At 67.7% G+C, this 18,731-nt stretch carries 19 protein-coding genes and 1 pseudogene; 9 read left to right on the top strand and 11 right to left on the bottom strand.

Features of this window, described 5'->3' with window-relative positions; translation table 11 throughout:
• Positions 1 to 59 precede the first annotated feature (59 nt).
• From KUF83_RS30120 to KUF83_RS42660, 3 genes are all read left to right on the top strand, one after another.
• Entirely contained in the window at positions 60 to 767 is a 708-nt protein-coding gene (locus KUF83_RS30120; RefSeq protein ID WP_217458147.1) for an RNA polymerase sigma factor, read from the top strand.
• 70 nt (positions 768 to 837) lie between these two features.
• Complete coding sequence (locus tag KUF83_RS30115) at positions 838 to 1,128, top strand: hypothetical protein (protein ID WP_217458146.1); 291 nt, start codon at positions 838 to 840, stop codon at positions 1,126 to 1,128.
• Positions 1,125 to 2,594, top strand: a complete 1,470-nt coding sequence (locus KUF83_RS42660; protein ID WP_217458145.1) for a hypothetical protein — start codon at positions 1,125 to 1,127, stop codon at positions 2,592 to 2,594. The genes KUF83_RS30115 and KUF83_RS42660 overlap by 4 nt, the downstream gene beginning before the upstream one ends.
• A gap of 86 nt (positions 2,595 to 2,680) precedes the next feature.
• On the opposite strand, the pseudogene KUF83_RS30105 reads toward KUF83_RS42660, so the two are convergent.
• The 4 genes and pseudogenes from KUF83_RS30105 to KUF83_RS30090 all read right to left on the bottom strand — a co-directional run.
• Positions 2,681 to 3,043, bottom strand: a pseudogene (locus KUF83_RS30105) (single-stranded DNA-binding protein); the annotation flags it as partial.
• A gap of 68 nt (positions 3,044 to 3,111) precedes the next feature.
• Complete coding sequence (locus tag KUF83_RS30100) at positions 3,112 to 4,185, bottom strand: peptidoglycan-binding protein (protein WP_217458143.1); 1,074 nt, start codon at positions 4,183 to 4,185, stop codon at positions 3,112 to 3,114.
• 69 nt (positions 4,186 to 4,254) lie between these two features.
• On the bottom strand, positions 4,255 to 4,863 hold the full coding sequence (locus KUF83_RS30095) for a hypothetical protein (protein ID WP_217458142.1): 609 nt from the start codon (positions 4,861 to 4,863) through the stop codon (positions 4,255 to 4,257).
• Between the two features lie 27 nt (positions 4,864 to 4,890).
• Positions 4,891 to 5,526 carry a ParB N-terminal domain-containing protein gene (locus KUF83_RS30090; RefSeq protein WP_217458141.1) on the bottom strand — a complete coding sequence of 212 codons (636 nt, stop codon included), beginning with the start codon at positions 5,524 to 5,526 and terminating at the stop codon, positions 4,891 to 4,893.
• 454 nt (positions 5,527 to 5,980) lie between these two features.
• Between KUF83_RS30090 and KUF83_RS30085 the strand changes: the two genes are divergently transcribed.
• The 6 genes from KUF83_RS30085 (at position 5,981) to KUF83_RS42655 (ending at position 10,910) form a co-directional block, all read left to right on the top strand.
• Positions 5,981 to 6,547, top strand: a complete 567-nt coding sequence (locus KUF83_RS30085) for a hypothetical protein (RefSeq protein ID WP_217458140.1) — start codon at positions 5,981 to 5,983, stop codon at positions 6,545 to 6,547.
• A 14-nt stretch (positions 6,548 to 6,561) separates the two neighbouring features.
• Positions 6,562 to 6,822, top strand: coding sequence for a WhiB family transcriptional regulator (locus tag KUF83_RS30080; RefSeq protein ID WP_302828556.1), 261 nt, complete (start codon positions 6,562 to 6,564; stop codon positions 6,820 to 6,822).
• Positions 6,823 to 6,891: 69 nt separating this feature from the next.
• Entirely contained in the window at positions 6,892 to 7,236 is a 345-nt protein-coding gene (locus KUF83_RS30075; protein ID WP_217458138.1) for a hypothetical protein, read from the top strand.
• The gene (locus tag KUF83_RS30070) at positions 7,233 to 8,207 is read left to right on the top strand and encodes a hypothetical protein (RefSeq protein WP_217458137.1); all 975 of its coding nucleotides are present in this window, start codon (positions 7,233 to 7,235) and stop codon (positions 8,205 to 8,207) included. Before KUF83_RS30075 ends, KUF83_RS30070 begins: the two co-directional genes overlap by 4 nt.
• A gap of 31 nt (positions 8,208 to 8,238) precedes the next feature.
• The gene (locus KUF83_RS30065) at positions 8,239 to 9,045 is read left to right on the top strand and encodes an ATP-binding protein (RefSeq protein WP_217458136.1); all 807 of its coding nucleotides are present in this window, start codon (positions 8,239 to 8,241) and stop codon (positions 9,043 to 9,045) included.
• A 299-nt stretch (positions 9,046 to 9,344) separates the two neighbouring features.
• The gene (locus KUF83_RS42655; protein ID WP_217458135.1) at positions 9,345 to 10,910 is read left to right on the top strand and encodes an ERF family protein; all 1,566 of its coding nucleotides are present in this window, start codon (positions 9,345 to 9,347) and stop codon (positions 10,908 to 10,910) included.
• Positions 10,911 to 10,928: 18 nt separating this feature from the next.
• Here the strand turns inward: KUF83_RS42655 and KUF83_RS30055 are convergent, their stop codons facing one another.
• From KUF83_RS30055 to KUF83_RS30025, 7 genes are all read right to left on the bottom strand, one after another.
• The gene (locus tag KUF83_RS30055) at positions 10,929 to 11,489 is read right to left on the bottom strand and encodes a hypothetical protein (protein WP_217458134.1); all 561 of its coding nucleotides are present in this window, start codon (positions 11,487 to 11,489) and stop codon (positions 10,929 to 10,931) included.
• A 313-nt stretch (positions 11,490 to 11,802) separates the two neighbouring features.
• Entirely contained in the window at positions 11,803 to 12,126 is a 324-nt protein-coding gene (locus KUF83_RS30050; protein WP_217458133.1) for a hypothetical protein, read from the bottom strand.
• 81 nt (positions 12,127 to 12,207) lie between these two features.
• Entirely contained in the window at positions 12,208 to 12,714 is a 507-nt protein-coding gene (locus KUF83_RS30045) for a hypothetical protein (RefSeq protein WP_217458132.1), read from the bottom strand.
• 100 nt (positions 12,715 to 12,814) lie between these two features.
• Positions 12,815 to 13,198, bottom strand: a complete 384-nt coding sequence (locus KUF83_RS30040) for a hypothetical protein (protein WP_308403197.1) — start codon at positions 13,196 to 13,198, stop codon at positions 12,815 to 12,817.
• Between the two features lie 13 nt (positions 13,199 to 13,211).
• On the bottom strand, positions 13,212 to 16,370 hold the full coding sequence (locus tag KUF83_RS30035; protein ID WP_217458131.1) for a hypothetical protein: 3,159 nt from the start codon (positions 16,368 to 16,370) through the stop codon (positions 13,212 to 13,214).
• A gap of 75 nt (positions 16,371 to 16,445) precedes the next feature.
• Positions 16,446 to 17,651, bottom strand: a complete 1,206-nt coding sequence (locus KUF83_RS30030; protein ID WP_217458130.1) for a siphovirus ReqiPepy6 Gp37-like family protein — start codon at positions 17,649 to 17,651, stop codon at positions 16,446 to 16,448.
• Positions 17,651 to 18,649 (bottom strand): hypothetical protein, encoded by a 999-nt coding sequence (locus tag KUF83_RS30025; protein ID WP_217458129.1) that lies wholly within the window; start codon positions 18,647 to 18,649, stop codon positions 17,651 to 17,653. The genes KUF83_RS30030 and KUF83_RS30025 overlap by 1 nt, the downstream gene beginning before the upstream one ends.
• Positions 18,650 to 18,731 lie beyond the last annotated feature (82 nt).

The following is an 18,731-nucleotide window of genomic DNA, read 5'->3' as shown; positions in this document are numbered from 1 at the left end:
TGATCGTGACTGTCGGAAGATGGCGTTCCAGAGGCCGATCAAGACCGAAGCGAGGCGGTATGCCCAAACCCAGCGCGAACGCGAGTACGTCGTGCGACGGGGAGACCGGGCAGGCGCTGGAGGCCGCCGCGCAGCTCGCGGCCGAGGACCCGAGCAACAAGGCGGCGCTCGCCGAGCTGTTCTACGCCATGTACGAGCCGATCGCCCGGTACATGAACGGACGCATCCAGGATCCGTCCACGGCTGAAGACCTCGCCCAGGAGGTCTTCGTGAAGGTTGTTCAGAACATTCACACGTACACCGGCGCCGGCATCAAGGGATGGATCTGGGCCATCGCCCGCAACGTCTACAACGACTACTTCCGGCCGATGAAGAACCGCGGGTTCGAACAGCCCACCGGCGACTTCTGGCACCTGGACGCACCCAGCACGGAGATGGGGCCGGAGGAGAGCGCCGAGTGGGCGGAGCTGCGCGGCGCGATCAGAGGAAAGCTGGACAAACTCCCCAAGGCGCAGGCCATGGTTCTGGCTCTGCGTATTACCTGCGAGTTCAGCGCGGCGGAGACGGCGGAAATTATGGGCCGTCCAGTGGGTACGATTCGAGTGTTGCAGTGCCGCGCGCTGGCTAAGCTGCGTGGACTAATGCCCGAAGGTGACAGCAAACTGGCAATGTATCTGCTGTCCTCGTCCGACACGGAGCGGGAAAAGGGCGCGCGAGCAACATCAGTGAGGCTGAAGGAGAAGGACGATGTGGGCTCTAGGGGATAGCGCCGTCGCAGCGCAGCTTGAGGGCTGTCTGTCCGGCGACGCGGAACCTCAAGGCCCGGAGATAGCCGGCATGGTGATGGCTGCCGGAGCACTCACACCGCGCCGTCCCATCCGCGAGGGCGCCCGTAACCGCGCCATGGCGGCCATGATGCGCGAGGCCGAGCGACAGGCCAGCCCGCCCGCCGGAAACCACGTCGAAGACCTCACGGACCCGGGCGTCCACGCCCGTGTCGCGCAGGCCGGGCCGAAACTGAAGCTCACGGTCGCAGACATCGAGGAGATCGATGACGGGCGTCTGGAGGAGATCGCCGCCAACGTTGCGGCCTACCTCGGCCAGAACGCTCCGGACCGCAATTCGTGAGCAACACCCAGGAACTGCGCGTCCTCGAACAGGACATGGGCGCTGGCGCCATCACGTTCGAGGACCATGAGCAGGGCGTCACCTACCTCTTCGTACACCCCGACCAGTCCTTCGAGTGGGCCGTCAAGAACGTTCTCAAGGTCTGCCCGGAGCTGAGCCTGTCGCGCGTGCAGGATCTCGTGCGCACCCACTGCAAGAGCGTCGTGGAGATGAACGAGCGGTTGGGCGTCGACCTGGTCGTACCGCGCTTCGAGGCCGCTCCCGACGCCGGCGTTATCCCGCCTGCCCCGGTGAAGATCAGTGGCCAGCACCGGCGGCCGCGGCCGCCGCGCTGGGCGAAGATCGCGGCAGTGGCGGCTCCCGCGGTCGCGAGCGGCATGCTCCTCGCCCAGTGGCTCAGCCCTAACTCCAACTCCACCACGGTCGTGGACGCCTCCGTCAGCCAGGACGACAAGGCGGCCGCCGGTACCTACCGCAGTGACGATTTCGAGGAGATCGCCGACGGCGGCGCGTTGAAGTGTGATCCGGTGGGCGCGTTCGAGGCCAAGTGTGTGGATGCCGACGGCAAGGTCATGTACAGCGAGGCGTCCGTAGGCACCTCCACGGCCTTCACCTTCTCCTACGACCTGGAGAAGATCGGCTTCCGCCTGTTCTCGGATGCGGACTCGGCTGCAGCGTGGGTCGCCGAACAGGCCAACCGGGAGCTGTACCAGAACGTCAGGCAGCACGGCCGCGTCGTGCTGTGGGGCACCGACGCCACGCGGCTGCAGGAGTGGAGCCGCTCGATCTCCGAGGACCCGCACGGCATACAGCCTGCGGTTGCCCTGCAGTCCCAGCACGGCGGCGGCATGTTGACGTCGGCGAACGCCGGACCCTTGCCGATCCGCCTCGCTGTCCTGGCTTTTGGAACTCTGGGTGTCACCAAGGAGACGGTCAAGCAGGCTGTCACGAGCGAGGATGCGCAGTCCTTCCAGCTCCTTCGGGCTGTCGCTCTCGTTCTCGGCAACGCTGACGGCAGCCAGCTCGGCATCGTCCCCTCGGGGCCGAGCGACGCGGTTGCCGTAGTCGCGGACGCCCCTTCCGGACCGGCTCACGATGACAAGGAACCCCACGGCGGAACGGCTCCGGTGCCGGTGCCCGACTCGGTGAGTTCAGGCCCTGTGGCCGGCACCACGCCCAGCGGCGGAGCGGTCACGACGCCCGCACCCGCACCCGCGCCCACTCCGTCCATGCCCGCCCCGGCCAAGCCCGCAACGGATCCGGAGCCTGTGACCGCACCTGCCCCGGAGCCGGGGCCAGTGGCCGAGCAGCCAGTGGAAGACCCCGCGCCGGTCGTCACCCCGCCGGAGAGCCCTCCGGTCGAGGACCTGCCGCGCCCGGACACACTTCCGGGTCCTCCCGTACAGGAGGACCCGGAAGGCGACGGACTGTCCTTGGACGCACTGCCTATGCAGTGGGCGGCCTAGAACGGCGGCTCCGGCTGCCGACTCGCACCGTTGCCCCACGGGTCGGCTGCGGCCGACCCAGGAGCGGGAGCTGACTGCTTCTGGACCGACACCTTGGTCACCGTCGCAGTCGCTCGCGTCAGCGAGGGCCCCACCTCGTCTACTTCCAGCTCGTAGACTGTGCGCTTCACCCCCTCGCGGTCCTCGTACGAGCGCTGCTTGAGCCGTCCCTGCGCGATGACGCGCATGCCGCGCGTGAGGGAATGGGCGACGTTCTCCGCCGTCTGACGCCAGACTTGGCAGCTCAGGAACAGGCTGTCGCCGTCCTTCCAGTCGTTGGTCTGGCGGTCGAAGGTGCGCGGGGTGGACGCGATACGGAACTTCGCGACCGCGGAGCCTGACGGAGTGAAGCGCAGCTCGGGGTCATCGACCAGGTTGCCGACGACGGTGATGACTGTCTCGCCTGCCACGGACGGGGCCTTTCAAGGGGTGGGGAGGGGGTGGCCGACCCGCGGAATTGCGGGCCGGCCGGGAGAGGTCAGGCGAAGAGGCGCGACCAGGTCTGCGGACCGGGCAGGCCGTCGGCTTCGCCGCCGGTCCAGCCCTGGGCACGCTGGAAGTCGCGGACGTTGTTCTTGTCGGCGTCCGACCACTTCGGGCCGGGGCCCTTCGTGTAGTGCTTGCCGTATCCCTTCTTCACCAGCTGCTTGCCGAGCGTGGTGACGTGGCCGTTGTTCTTGCCGGGGCCGAACTTCTCGCGGCCGGGGAACGGAGGGCTCGGCTTCGCGGTGACCTTGCTGGGCAGGGAGCCCATGAGGGTCTTGAGGCTGAACTCGCCGGGGACGCCGTCGGCGTCGGAGCCGGTGAAACCCAGAGACTTCTGGAACAGCTGGAAGTTGAGGGTGTCGATGTCCGTCCAGACCGGGCCGGGGCCCGACGTGTAGTGCGTGCCGAACCCGGCCTTGACCAGGGCCCTGCCGACTGCGGTGACGTGATCGCCCTCGGCGCCGTAGCCGTACGCCAGATCGTTGATGATGACCTGGTAGCGGACGGCTGACGTACCCGAACCGCCGGAGGGGGTGCCGGGCGGGTTCGGGGCCGCCTCGTAGCCGTTCGCGGGCATGCCCGCCTGCACCCATGCGTACAGATGCTTGCCGGGGCACAGGGTGGCGAAGCCGTCCTTGTGGCCCTTCTTGGCCAGCTTGCGGCCGGTCTTCTTGCACGCCTCGTCGTACATCGCGCGGGCCGCCGCCAGGGCCTTGGCGCTGGGCTTCTGGTCGCCGCCGACCGCGATCTGCACGCCGATGCCGCTGACGTTGTGGGCGGGGCAGTGGGCACCCTGCCGGTTCCAGCCGCGGCCCTCGAAGATGGCGCCTTCCTGGTCGATCACGAAGTTGTAACCGACGCCGCTCCAGCCCTGAGCGAGGTGCTGGGCCTCGATCGCCCGGGGGATGGCGTAGCCGGTGCGCTTGATCGCGCTGCCGCCGTCGTAGTGGATGAAGAACTCGGTGCGCGAGCTGAGGGCGACCGCTGGGGGGCCGGCGTTGAGCGGGTTGTTGTCCCACGGCGACGCGCCCCAGGTGGCGCGCGAAATGATCTTCGGGGATGTCACGGTGTGTCCTCCGGTGCTGGTGAGCAGGGAGGAGCACCGTGCGGGACGCGGCAGGCTAGCGTCCCGGGCTCAGATGGCGCCCGGGTCGTCGTTCTCTTGGTGGTCGCGGTCGGGGTACTGAAGGGCGTGCAGGGTCTCGGCCAGGCGCGTGGCGAGGTCGACGGACGGGCCGGTGTTCTCGACGGTCACGGGGCCGCCTGCGGCGCCGGTCAGCTCGATCTCGACGTGGTCTTCCTTGCCGTACTGCTTACGGTGCTGCCGCTCCAGGTACCACGCTGCCGCACGCCAGTCGGGGGGCGTGGTGATGGTCTCCTCCAGCACCTTGCCCGAGTGCGGATCGAACTTCCTGTGTGTGGTGACGATGCCGCCGCGGCTGGCGCGGCGGATGTCGAGAGCGGCCGACAGTGCGGCCGACGCGCGGGCCCGTTCGACCTTCTCGAAGAACTCGACGAGGTGGTCCAGTTCGGGGTCGGGGTCGTTGCCGGACGCCCGGTCGAGTGTCTCGGTGCGGCCGTATGCCATCCAGCGAAGGAACGTGGCGCGGTGAATGCCTGCGGCGACGGCCGCCAGGTCTACGGCCAGGCCGGCGCGGGACGCTTCGATCAGGCGTGTCTCCACCTCCGGAGTGAGCAGCCGGGCGCGCGGAGTGCGTGAACGGCGTGCTTTGCGGCGGGGCATGGCGGGGACCGTAGATCGACTGCCGCGTTACCGTCCCGGGCTGAACAGGTGGCCACAGGCAGGGCAGCACAGGGAGCCTGAGCGCTCGTTGTCGCCGCTGTCGCTGTATCCGTCGTCCCCGAAGTCGTCGCCGAGCTGGCGATCCCTCTCGGGGGCGTCTGTGCCGTCGGGGCCCTGGGGCAGCCCTTCGGGGTCGACCTGCCGCAGCAGTTCCTCCATCTCGTCGTCGGAGATGCACAGGGAGTCGAAGAGGTCGGCGTCCGAGGTTGCGAGGTCTTCCAGGATCTCGGCGAGTGCGCCCGGGTCCCACCCGCCGGCGGCGCTGAGCCGGTTGAGGAGGATCAGCACGGCGCGGGCCTGACGGTCGCTGGTGGAGGACCAGCCGCGGGTGACGGGGACCAGCCATCCGCCGTCGTCGTCCACCAGCAGGCCGTTGGGGACGCCTTCGCCGCGTATCTGCATCTCGATCAGGGCCTTGCGGCGGCCGTGACCGGCGATGACCAGACCGGTGCGCTCGTCGACGACGGGCAGGTCGATGAAGCCGTGGTCCTTGATGGACTGGATGAGCCGTTCGAGTTCGTGCTTCTTGGGGTTGGCCGGGTCCGGCGGCAGGTCGGTGAGCGGGATGTAGGTGGTGTAGCGGGGGGCGGCGAGACCTGACACGGCTGCTCCTGTCGCGCAGCTCGGACCGGAGTGGTGAGGAGCGGCCGGCGGTCAGCGAGCCCGCGGACTTCAACCGCGGCGTCCCGACTCGCTATCGGGGCGATGCCGTCATGGCCGGACCGTTCGGCCGCTCCTCGGCCGGCGTCGCCCCACATGTCCGGACGGGGGCGTTGCCGGGGCCTGAACAGGGAGTTCGGCGAGTGCGCGTTCCGCCGGTCCTTGTATGGGCCGAGCGGAAGGAAGTCATCCGGAGCGGTCTTGTGTCCTCGCATCACGCACGGACACGGTGTACAGTTTGACTTTGTGGCCGCACGAGCGAGCAGTCACCCCCGGTCTGGTGTAACGAATTCCGGCTTCACTCCGTCCATCACGGCGGAAGGCCACCAGCAGCAGACCTTCAACGCTCCGAAGCCAGTCGTCCTCACGACCGGCAGAACCAAGAGAGGTCCCAGCGATGCCCGAGAAGGACAACGCTCCTGACGACGCCGTGAACGCCAGCGACTTGGCGTTGAGGGCCGCGGTGGCCTACCGCGTACAGAGTCGGGTCGCCAAAATCTGCGAGCCGGTGATCGAAGCCAACGCCGCACACATCCGATCCGCCAAGGGCACGCGCAGCACCGCGGCGGAACTGCCGCTTCCCGAGGGCGGCACCATGCCTCTGGGCACCTTCACCCGCCAGATCAAGAAGCCGAAGTTCGTCATCGACGACCCGAAGGCGCTGCTCGACTACGCCGACGAGCAGGGCGAGACCGAGTACGTCATCCGCCCCGCCTTCCAGACGGCGCTTCTCGCTCGTCTGGTCTTCAGGAACGGCAAGGTCATCGACTCGGTGACGGGCGAGATCGTGGAGGGCATCAGCTACGACCCGGGCGGCCTGAGCAACACCGTCAGCCCCTCGTGGAGCACCGCCGGGACCGACGCCCTGGACGACCGGCTCGGCTTCGTGGACGCCTCGCTGGAGAATCTGCCACGCCTGACGGCCGCCACCTTCTCCCTGCCGATGCTGGAGGCGGGCGAATGAGCACCCCGACGTTTATGAAGCACTCGCCATGCGCGCGCGTTGACCCCGAGCTGATGTTCCCCGAGCCGCAGAACACCCATGCTGTGAAGACGGCCAAGAGCATCTGTGAGGACTGCGCCTTCCTCGCCGAATGCCGCGAACTGGCTCTCGCTCCCGCCACTCGGTCCCCCTACGGGGTCTGGGGAGGGCTCAGCGAAGCCGAGCGGCGCGACGCGATACGCCGCGAGAAGCGGGGCCGCGCCCGGCGCGCCCTCTACCCGGCGAAGGCCGCCTGACCTCTCGGCTCGACTGCCGGCCTCCGCCCACATGGGCGGGGGCTTGGGCACCTGCACCTAGGAACCCTTGTGATCTCCGACTTCCTGCGCCTGAGTCTGCTCGACCGGGCCACCGACCTGGTACACGGGCCCGACACGCCAGCCGTTGAGCGCGCCTACCGCATCGCGCCCGCCACCTTGTTCCTGCTCGCGCAGCACCTGCGGCGCACCGACATCGACCATCACGACTGGCAGTCGTGCACGACGCTCGCCGAGTCCGGGAGCCTCACCCACCACCAGGCGCGCATCGCTGCCGCCCAGTTGGTGAAGGTGGGACTGCTGGAGCGCACCGTCCTACCGCGCCGCATCCGCCGTCAGGACAGCCGGTACACCGTTTACCGGCTCGCCCTCGGCTTCCAGGGGGAAGACGAATGAGCGCCCGCGACCTCGAAGAGGCCGAAGAGCAGAGCAGGGCCGTACGGGGCCGCAAGGCGCCGCTCACGCTGGTTCCCGACTGGGTCACCCTTCACCAGGAGCTCGATCCGCAGGCGAAGGCTGTGTACAACGTCCTGGCGATGCACGTGAATGTCGAGCGCGGCGACGATGAATGCTGGCCGTCCCGCAAAACCATCGCGGGCATCCTGGGCTTCAACCGCGAGCAGTCCGTGGACAAGTACCTGGACCAGCTCGACGCCGCCGACGCGATCGACCGCGAGGACATGACGCGCCCCAACGGTGCGAAGGGCGTCCTCTACATCATTCACCAGACGCCGCCGCCCGGGTACAAGGGCATCACGAACATCAGCGACTACCACAGCCAGCGTCGCACCGCGCTGGCCGCTCAAGGCACCCGGAAGCCCGGCCGTCCCCGGAAGGCGTTGACAGCGGCGGCCGCCGTCCAAACGCCCCCGACACCTGCCAAGACCGCAGCCTCGAAGAGCGGTCCCGCCAAGAAGAAGGCCACCGGGAAGGCGAAGCCCGCGGCGGAGAAGACGCCCGAGCAGATTGCTCTCGAAAAAGAGGCCCAGCAAGGCGCTGACGCCTGGTGGAAGAAGGCTGCGCTGCTGGTCGACCAGAACGAGATGGGCCCCCTGATGGGCTCGGCCAGACAGAAGTCCGGCTACTTCCTGAACCTACGCACCAAGATCAAAGAAGCCCTGGAGGCGGGTTACACGAAAGAGGTGGTCTGGAGCGCGCTGCTCAAGACCCGCGAGTGGTCGCCCGCGAAGCGGGAGTTCGACAGGGCCCTACGGGACGTCACGGGTGTCCGGAAGCCCGGTCGTGGCGGCAGGGCCCCGCTGTTCACGAACGACCAGTGGAAGCAGCAGCAGACCGAGCAGGCCCCGGCAACATCGGCCGCACCAGACCTGAGCGCGTTCGGTGTCCGGTCCCGTGACACAGCCTGATCAGCCCGCCGACGAGAGGAGGACCGACGACATGTCGCTCACCGTGCCCGCCCCCGCAGCCCCCCAGAAGAGGGAGCCTGTACTGGCCGGTGACGCAATGGCGGCCGTCGCAAGCATCTTGCGACGGCGAGGCATTGATCCGGCCAACGCCGCACTCACCTCCGACCGTCCAGACGATACGGATGAGTACCAGCGCGAAGTGAATGCTCAGGCGTGGGTGAATTCGCTTCGTCTTGCCGGGCATCACGATTACGAGCGCTTCAACATATCGAAGCTGCACGAGGACCAGTTCCCCGAGCACCTGCGTTCGTACGTGGATCAGATCGTCGCCGCTCGCACGCACAACCGGGCGCAGATGAGGCTCCCCGCAGGGGAACGGGAGATCATTCAGCCCAGCGTGCAGCACCTGATCCTGCACGGGGCCACCGGGTCCAAGAAGACGGCCGCCGCCGCGGCGGCCGGCGCCTACGCCGTCGAGCGTGGCCTCATGGCGCGGTTCGCATCCCATGCGAAATACCTACGGTGGCTTCGACCAGACAGCGCACCCGGCAACCTCACGCCCATAAAGGTCGTGGAGTACTACGAGCGCTGCGATGTGCTGATTCTGGACGACCTCTGCGAGGAGATGGACGAGTACGCCACGAACCACGTACGGACGGTCACCAACACCCTGATCACGGCGCGGCGCAACTCCGGGCGGGGAACGATCTTCACGACAAACCTCAACTTCGACCAGGTTGAGACGGTCCTCGGCGAGCGGCTGGCGTCTCGCATCGGTGGCGGTGCCATGCCGCTGAAGTATGAGAGCGCGGACGCACGTAAGCCGCAAAGGTGGTAGAAGTCAGCCTTTCTGACGCCACGAGACCTACTTGATGGCGAAGAGCGAGGAGAGGGCCGACGAGCGGGAGCCTGTCGAGGCCGGCTGACTCCACTACTGCCAACGGCGGGCGCCCTGTTCACGGGTGCCTGCCGTTGTCGTTTCCATGGGGTAGCTCCTCTGCCCAACCCAAGGCCAACATGTTAAACTGTACACCGCGCCCGAGAGGGATCTAAAGCCTCTCGACGGCGCATCATGCCCCGGCACGAGCGAGCCGCGGGCACCAACGCTCCAAAAGTCACCAGGAGGACGGTCTACCCATGGCCGACACGACCACAGTGGCCGAAGCCGCCACCGAGAAGAATCTCACCGTCGATCAGGCCATGATCAAAGTCATGCAGGAGATCGGTCCTGTCGGCAAGAACGGCCGGAACATTCACCAGAACTACGAGTTCCGCGCCAACGAGGACATCGTGGCGGCCGTGCGCGGCCCGATGGCCAAGTACGGCTTGCGCATGCTGCCCGAAGTCACGGACCAGAAGCACTTCGTGCGCGGCGAGCGGACGAACGTGGCCATCTTGACCGTCCGCTACCGCATCCGCGGCCCGCTCGGCGACGAAATCGAACCTCCCATCGTCGTCGTCGGCGAGGCCCAGGACCTGTCGGACAAGGCCAGCAACAAGGCCATGACCGCGGCGAAGAAGTACGCCTACTTGCAGGCGTTCGAGATCGCCGACGGCGCCGACGACGGCGACAACGACCACCTGGTGGCTTCCGGAAGCCCGACCGACCGGCCCGCGAAGCAGGGGAACCCGCTTGACTGGTACATCGAGCAGATCAAAAAGAAGGAAGTCTGGTACAGCGAGCAGGCATTGCGCGGACTCCTGAACCGGGCCCAGGCTGCGGGCGTCGACAACCTGCACATGCCCGATCGGTCCGGCCACACCTTCTTCCAAGTGGTCGACGCGCAGGGCGCCAAGCTACACGCCGAGCAGACCGCCCGCGCGCGGCAGCAGGCCGAGGACAAGGAAGCCGCGCGCCGGCAGATGTCCGCCGAGTTCCCCGACCCGCCGGACCCGTATGACGACGAGTGGTCGCAGACCACGCCGGGCCAGTCCGCGCCCGCGCAGGCCCCACAGCGGCCGGCTCCCACGCCCCCCGCCCCCTCGGCCCCGACGCCTCCGGCAGCACCCGCGCAGCCCGCACCACAGTGGCAGCCGCCCGCACTGCCCGACTCGGCCGAGGTTGAGAGTGCATTCGCTGCGGCCATGGCCGACCCGGCGAACTGCTGGCAGTCGCTCCTGGACATGCGCCAGCAGTACGGAACCGTGGCACTCGTGCAGACCACCATCCGCACGGACCCGTGGGGGGAGGTCGACGCCAACAGCGCGATCACCATGGCCCTCACGACCTCGGCAACGCCATCTCAGCCGCCCACATCCCCGCCCACGCCGTCGCCCACGCCCGCGGCTTGGCCCGAACCCACTCCGATCCCTGAGCCGCCTCAGGCACCCCCGCAGCCGACAGAGGAAGCGCCCGCCCTGCCGCCCCTTCGGCTCGCACCGCACACCGCTGGCATGAGAGCTGAGGAACGCGCGCAGGCGAACCTGCGCGCCGAAGCTGAGTTGCAGGCGCAGATGCTCGGGATGGACACCTTGGAGTACGTGGCCGACCTCCTCCCCGAAGGCGGCAGCAGCATCGATGACGTTGCGGGCGGCAGCCGCCTCATGGATCTCATCGCCTCGCACCGGCCGAAGGTCGTCGCAGCGTTCATCGAGCGGGGGATGCCGTCCGCGGCGGAGGCGTACGCGAAGTTCGGTAACCGCGTACCCGCGCGCGACATCAACAAGTTCCTCAAGGATGTGCTCGGAGTCGGCGTCTCCTGACGTGCTGTGCCGACCCCCCTACGGCTTGGCCGAAGCCGCCTGTTCGGCGTCGCGTTCTCTGCGCCGCTCCTCGGCGCGCTCTTGGTCCGCGACCTCTTCCTCGCGCACCAGCTCCAGGAAGCGTTCCGGGTACTCGTCGGCCAGACGGCGCCGCGCGCGGCTACGCGGGCGCGGCTCCGGCAGCAGATGGCCGCGGCGGGCAACGATCCCAGCCCACACCCGCTCCAGGAGTTGCGCCTCGTGGTCCGCTCTCGCCCTGAATTGAGCCAGACGTCGGATACGGGCGTTGTTCGCCTCCTCGGCCAGCGGCAGCAAATACTTGTCCGGCTGTCGTACGAGATCCGGGATCAGCCGCCGAGCCTTCTGGGTCAACTTCGGCGAACGGATCGCGTACGCAACGACCTTGTCTCGGTCCGCTTCGTCCGCTGCGACGAAGGCGGCCAGCTCTGCGCCGAACTGCCGGTTGGTGAGGGTGCTGAACGCTTCGATCTGGGCGGCGACGGCCGCGGGGTCGGGCTCCGTCCAACGGCTTCGACGCGTGAAGTCGCCCTCGGGCGCATCTTGCTGCGGTGCCGCCATCCCGGCTGGCCCTCCTGGACTCTCTTGGCCGGCCGGAGCCGACCAGGTGGTACGGGCAAAGGTGGCCGCCCTGCGACCGATCTCCCCGCGGCCGGATCATCCCGGATAGCGGCCAGTCCCCGACGTTCTGGGCCCACAAGGGGCGCAGTGTCTTGGTGTTTCCCCGAGGTCAACGCTCCGGGTGTAACCAAGAAGGACAACCACCCGAAGAACCCACGGAGTCGCTACCTGCGACGGTGAGATCGGCGGCACGGCGGCCACCTAGAAGCGGATGATACCTGCACGGCCCCGCAGGACCCTGCCGCTCCGGCTGCTATCCGGCTGCTGAGGCTGCGTTCGGGCTGGTGATGGATTCGATGGCCGGAGCGAGCCCGCTCGGCTTCCAGATCAGATCATGGGCGCTCTGGGAGACTGCGAGGACGGCGCCGATCGCGCTGAGCGTCGGAACGCCGTGCTGGAACTGTTCCAGTCCGCCGGCTGCGGCGACGGTGACGACACCGGCGAGCAGCGCCATGACGGCGGCGACGATCTTCTTGTTGCGTGCGGACCATTCGGGGCGCTGAACGACGGCGGTGATCAGCGGCATGATGCCGCCTACGGCGGAGCCGGTGCCGACGAGCTGAAGAGTGCTGGACATGGGATTTCCCGTCTGTAGTGGGTCAAGACGACGGGAGGATGCCGCCCGGCCGGGGCTTGTGTCCCGGGCGCGGGCGGCCGGTCAGGGGCGGTCGGAGCCGATCACGTCGTCTGCGATCTCCTCGGGCGGCTCAGGCGCCGGGCGGCCGAGCGCCTTCGCCACCAGGCCGCGCAGGTCACGGATGTAGTCGAGCGCGGCCACCTTCCACCGGCGGTCACGGCGTTGCTCCTCCTGGAGCTGGCGGACCTCGCGGGTCAGCTCCAGTTGTCCGGTCTCCAGAAGGTTCACGCGCTCCACAGTCTGGGCGTGCATGGTGCGCTCCTGGACCAACAAGTCACGCTGCTGGTCAAGCATGCCTCGCTGCTGGTCGAGCAGCGAGGAGAAGCCGGCCGTGACGGTCTTCATCGCTTCCACGTACGTCTGTCCCTCGGTGGCTTCGGCGTCCGCCCTGACCTTGAGGGTGGCGACACGCTCGTCGGTGTCGCCTCTGCGCTTGACCTGCCGGTAGCTGAAGAAGGCGCCGGTGACGATGCCGAGGGCGCCGCATACGGGGGCGATGATAGGCGCCAGGGAAGTGAGCCAGTCCATGGCGCCTCCTCGTGATGGATGGGGTCAAGGGGTGCGCGGGAGCCGGGGCCCGAAGGCCTGCGGCTCCCCGCAGTCCGGCACGTTGCACTACGGCGAGCGTTTACGTCTCCGTCAGAGTCGGTTGGGCGACAGTGCTTGGGCTGACGCCGCTGATGGAGTTCCACCCGTGGCGGACGCCGTCGAGGAGCTGTTCGTCTGTGATCGCAGCAGCCACAGCGGCAGGATCGGACACTCCGGTGGCCGCGATTGCTGCGCGCATGGGCGGTGTGACGACCAGGCCCACCAGCATGGATTGAGCCTGGGCGTCTGTCGGGCTGAGCACGGTCTTGGCCAAGTTCCACCGCAGTGGGTACCCGAGCGTCGTGGGGGCCTCCATGAACACTTCCTGGGCGATGTAAGCAATGGCCATACGGACGCGAGGCAGTAAAGACGCGTCACACGCCAGGGCGCACATGGAGGTCAGCGGCAGCGGCAGCGTGGGCACGATGGGAGTTTCCTTACGTGGTGTAGGTGACGCGGAGCTTGGGAGGGTTGGTCTGGCCGAAGCCGCGGGCGCGGCCGTAGAACGTGTTCGACGCGCTGTTGGGGTCAAGTGCGATTCCGCGCCACTTGGAGCTGTCGAAGACGGACGTGATGTCGACCCATTTGCCTTCGTTGCGGGCCCACGGGATGGTCTTGGACTCGCCGTCGCTGGAGAACGATGACGGGCGCGATGCGTGCGAGTGAGCCTTGATGACCGCCCGGCCGCCGGCGTTGGCATGCCAGTGATCGAAGTACAGGTAGATCTGTGCCTTCGAGATCACTGCACCGGACAGGTCCGATGAGAGCGCCGCCGGGAAGCCGATCAGGGCGGCTTGCGTGCCGTTGGTGGAGCTGTAGTAGCCCTGGTAGCAGGAGTTCCCGTGGTGGGAGTTGTAGCCGCCTCGGCTGGAGTACGAGCCGGACCATGAGGCGTTGTACGTCTTGGTGTACTTCTGCACCGGCGGCGTGGTGGAGCCGCCGCCGCTGTTGTACTGGCCGGTCCTCGCGATGTACGGGCCGATGTCCTCCACGTAGAACTTGCCGATGGATCCGGCGCCGCTGTACAAGTCCACGGTCTGGCCGGTGGGCCCTGTGGCGTTCGTGAAGGTGAGGAGTAACCGGTGGGTTCCGGCGCCGATTTCTGATCCGGCCGCGACGTGTTCGAGCCGGGCTGTGAAGGAGTTGCCCAGCGCCATCTGATGGACCGCGGTGTGCAGGAGCGTGCTGTTGATCGTGGGCGCTGCGCTTCCTCCGGTGCGCAGTCTCATCTGGAATTCGCCGCCCGCTACGTCGGGGTTGGCGCGGGACTCGAAGACGATCCGGTACATCCTCGTGGCGTCGATGTCTGCTGCCATCTCCACGTATCCCAGCTCGCTGCCCGATGCAGTGACGGTGTTGCCTGCGATGCAGATGGCTTGGAGACCGCGAGGCCCGGCGTTCAGGTAGTCGGTGAGGTCCGATCCGGCGACGGTCAGGGTGTCGGCGACGGCGAGGCGCTGGAATCCTGCGCCGCCGTCCTGGTCGATCGTGGCGACTGGTACGCCGTCCGTGGCCAAGGTCAGGTAGTTGGGGCGGCCGGTCACCAGGGCCACCGCCTCGTCGCCCGCATCGTCGTACAGGGTCAGTCCTTGAGGGCTGATCTCCGCACGCGCGCCGGCGACGCCGGATGCCATGACCATCCGGCATGACACCTTGTCGTACTGGACGGCGCCGGCTGTCGCGTCGACCGAGGACACGGTGACTTGGACCTGGGTGGTGCCGGTGGGGGCCGCCGTTGCGGGAACGCCCTTGAGGGTCGTCCATGCGCCCTTGGCTGTGAGGCCGTCTCCGGGGGTGATCGTGCTGTAGTCCAGGGTGGTGCCAGCTTCGTCGAGCCATTGCGCGAACAGGGCCACGCGCACACCGTTCCAGTCGGCGGCCGCCTGATAGTCCATGCTCAGCCAGACCTTTTGACCGGGCACCGCGGGCAGTTTTGCCAGGATCAGAGAGCGGGTCTCCGCCGTGGCGCTGGCGGCGTTGACCTGAAGGGCCTTCGGGGTGCCGTTGCCGGGGCTGACGATGGACCAGTTCGGATCACCGGCCACCCGTTGCTCGGAGAGCGGGCCCTCGAACGAGGGGTCTGCGATCACGTTGCCGTCGGTACCCAGGGCCAGCTTGTCAGCGGTGATCGCTCCGGCCTTGATGTGAGTGGCGTCAATGACTCCAGCCGCGATCTGCGTTGCGGTCACGCTGTTCACGGCCAGTTTGTCCGTGGTCACGGCGAGCGCGGCCAGCTTGTCGGTGGTGATCGCGAGCGACGCGATCTTCTCCGCCGTGACGGCCAGGGCCAGGATCTTCTCGGCGGTGACAGCCCCGGCGAGGATCTTCGGCGCGGTGATCGCACCGTCCGCGATCTGCACGCCTGGCACGACCGGCAGCACCGCGGCGTTGTCGAACCAGGCCTCGCCTGCGGTGACGAGCGCGACCTGCAGACGGACGCTGGCCCGGGTGGTTCCGGCCGGCGCCGTGGTGGTGCCCGACAGCCGTGTCCAGCCCTCGCGTACGGGGGTGCTGGAGCCGATCACCCCGTAGCCGAGGATGGCTCCCGTGGCGTCTTCCCAGCGCGCCTGGATGTTCAGGGAGGACCCGGCCCAGTCCGCGGACAGGTAGTAGTCCGTCGCCAGGTGCAGTTGGGCGCCGGCGAGCACCGGGAGCAGGGTCAGGGGGACGTCCCGGTACGTGGCGGCCGCCGAACGGGAATCCACCTTGAGCGAGGTGGTGGAGCCGTTGGCGCGCGTCTTGTCCTGCGTCGCGTACGACAGGCCCAGGAGCAGCGCCGCCGTGACCGCGCCCTCGAACGACGGGTCGGGCAGGACGTTGGAGCCGCCGACGATGGTCAGGTGCTCCGCGAGGATCGATCCGGCTGCGATCTCCGTCGCGGTGACCGAGCCTGCCGCGAGCGCGTCCCTCGTGACCGAGTTCCTGGCGAGCTTCTCGGCGAGGACGGCGCCATCGGCCAGGGCCGTGGAGTTGACCGCCCCCAGGGCAATCTTCGCCGCGGTGACCGCGCCCTCGGTCAGCTTGGCCTCGTTGATGATGCCGTCGAGGAGGTCCTTGGAGACGGCTTGTCGGGCTTGGCCCTGTACCGCGGTCGACGGTCCGCCGCCGACCGCTGCGGTGTTCTGTGCGACCAGGCGCACCCATACGACGTCGTAGGTGGGGATGTGGACGGTCACCGACCCGCCGCCGACCGCCCCGATGGTGGCAACCTGCGTGGTCAGGTCCGGGACGAAGTCCGCGGCCGCGCCGACGTGGACTTGCACCAGGGCGAAGTCGCTGGGCGTCTCGTAGCTGTCGTCCCACAAGCCATCCCAGGCGATCGACAGCCCGGCGAGTTCGGAAGCGATGGTGGGTGGAGTCGGGATCGGCGGCGGGGTGGTGTTGATCGGGACGAGGGCGACACCACCGTCGGGCTGTACGCCCACGGACCCCTTGAGGACGCCCTCTTCGTCGTAGATGTCGAGGCTCTGGCCGCCCTCGATTGAGGTGTATCCGGCCTGAGTGGTGCGCTCCAGCGCCTGGAGCCGCCGTTCGTAGTCGGCGAGCATCGCGGCGAAGCGCTGCACGTCCGACTGCGTATCCAGGAAATTCGCCATGGTCGCGGATCTTGTGGACCGCGAACTGTTTGCGTCTCGGGCGGCTGTTCCCCGGGGGAACAGCTACCGCGAGGGTCAGTAGACGAAGGAGTCCGAACGCTTCAGGGTGAGGACACACATGTCGTTCGGGCTCAGCTCGTCGCTGATGATGCGGTGCCAGATCGCCACGTCTCCGACCCACGGCACTTCGACCTGGACGAGGATGTCGTCGCCGATGCTCCAGCTGCCGAAGCGCGCGTTGGGGTGGTTGCGGATCTGGATGGCGGGGATCTGCAGCGCCTGGCTGTGTCCGGTGAGCTCCAGATTGCCGCGGCTGCGCAGGGCGCTGTCCGAGGACAGAGTCTTGTCTACGACGGTGACGACGCGGCGCAGCCGGCCGGTGGTGAGGTTGTAGAGGTGGGCCTTCTTCATCTTCTGGCCCTCGCCCTTGCCGAGGACGTAGACCTCGTTGGCGTATTCGTCTCCCAGCCCCTCGGGCTTGGCAATGGCCGTGAGGTTCTCACCGTCCATGAACCGCAAGTCGGTGCGCTTGCGGCCGAGGCGGGGTTTCCCGAGCTTGATGCGGTGCTTGATCGTGGTGCTGGTGTTGTCCGCCCACGCGTGCGTCTCGGTCCAGTCGAACGGCGTGCTGGTGGTCAGCTGGTCGATCGCCTGTCCGCAGTCCGGGTTGTTCCACCAGGCCAGCTCATAGGGGTCTTCACCGTCCGAGGTTCCGAGGAGCTCGCCCAGGTTGTGCTGGTCGATCTCCATGCCGATGTCGCCGAAGGGCTTGGACTGGATGTGAAACCAGATGTGCCGGAAGGCATGGAACACGTCGTAGCGGGTGCCTGCGTACGGCTTCGGCGGCTTCGGGACCTTCTTCTTCGGCTTTGACCCGTCTATGTACCCATCATGGTTTTTGTCCTTTCCGGCGTATGGGTCCTTGGGGGTGAGCTTCTTGCCTGAGATGAAGTGACCCTCGTAGGGAATGCCGTGCGGGTAGCACGAGAAGCCCTCGCAGTTGATCGTGTACTTCGCGTCGTCGTAGCTGGTCTTCGTGACGACGCCACCCCAGCGGATTTCACCGTCGATCTCCGCGTAGAGCTTGGTGCCCCACTCCTGGAAGAGCGGGTTGCCGTCCTCGCCGATCATGCGCGCGAACTCCGGCTCGATGGTGCCGTTCATCGAGCCGGGCCCGCATAGCTCACGCTTGGGGTTGGAGGAGAGGCTGAGGGGGACGTCCCAGTCGAGGACGGTCTCCGTCAGGGCGCGTTGCGCGATGAACCGCCACCCGGCCGCCATCAGATTTCGCCGTCCTCCGTGGGGTCCTCCACGAACTCGATGTCGCAGAAGATGCTGGCGCCGCCGTCGGCTTCCAGCACACCGGTGCCGAGGCTCGCGTTCTCGGCGCGGCAGCCCTGGAGGACCACGTCGTGGTTGCCGCCTCGCATGGAGGCCGGAATGGACACCGTGCCTCCGCCCATGAATGTGAACCTCTGTGCACTGCCGGACCAGTCGCAGTTGTAGTTCGTGATCGGCGTCGCGACGTCGCCGATCACGGCCCGCAGGTGCCCGTATGAGTCCCGGGGGTTGCGCTGATCCAGCCCGGCCCACGTCGCCATGATCGTCGCGGAGGTCGCCCAGTCGGGTATGTCGAGCCCCCAGCGCGCCCCGTTCGGGAACTCTTCCCAGTTCGGGTAGATGGTGTTCCCGACCTCGTCAGGGTTCTCCCACACGCCGCGAAGGGCTCGCACGACGCGGCGTCGGCGCGGGTTCGCCATCTCCCGCAGATCCTTGATCATGGACTGGGTGATGACGGATGTGTTCTCGGGGATGTCGATGCGGGCGAGAGTGATCGCACTGTCGTTGGGGCGGACCTGCTTGACCTTGGTTGTCGTCCTGGCGACGCCCGAGATGATGCGGGTGAAGACGTACGGGCCGTTCGCCGGGTCGGATGGCTGAGGCCACGTCTCTCCATAGCTGTTGGGGTTCTCGATGCGGGCGACGATCAGGTCTGACCGGGCGGAGTTGCCCGTGGCAGCGACCGAGATCTGATCGGCTGCCGGGAGCCGGGCCGCGTACGCCTGGTACGCGGACCCGGGCGCCCTGTTGAGAATGGCGCAGGCCCCGGTCATGGCGCGGACGCCGGCGCCCGGGGTGCCCAGGGCCTTCACCTGAAGGTCGGCGTTGCCGATGATGCCCTCGGAGCCACCGAAAGCGGCGTAAGCCAGTAGGCGGGCGACTTCACTGGAGTGTTCGGCTTCCCCTTCGGTGAACCAGGGCACGCTGTCCCAAGGCATTGATCAGTCCTTCGCTGCTGGGTGTTGGGCAACGGGACTGTTCACTGCGAGGACAGCTTGCGTCCCGGGCCCGGCTCTCTCA

This window comes from Streptomyces sp. BV286, from assembly GCF_019090165.1.
Taxonomy (GTDB): domain Bacteria; phylum Actinomycetota; class Actinomycetes; order Streptomycetales; family Streptomycetaceae; genus Streptomyces.
Note: the sequence above shows the minus strand (reverse complement) of the source record. Positions and strands in the feature narration are given on the sequence as shown.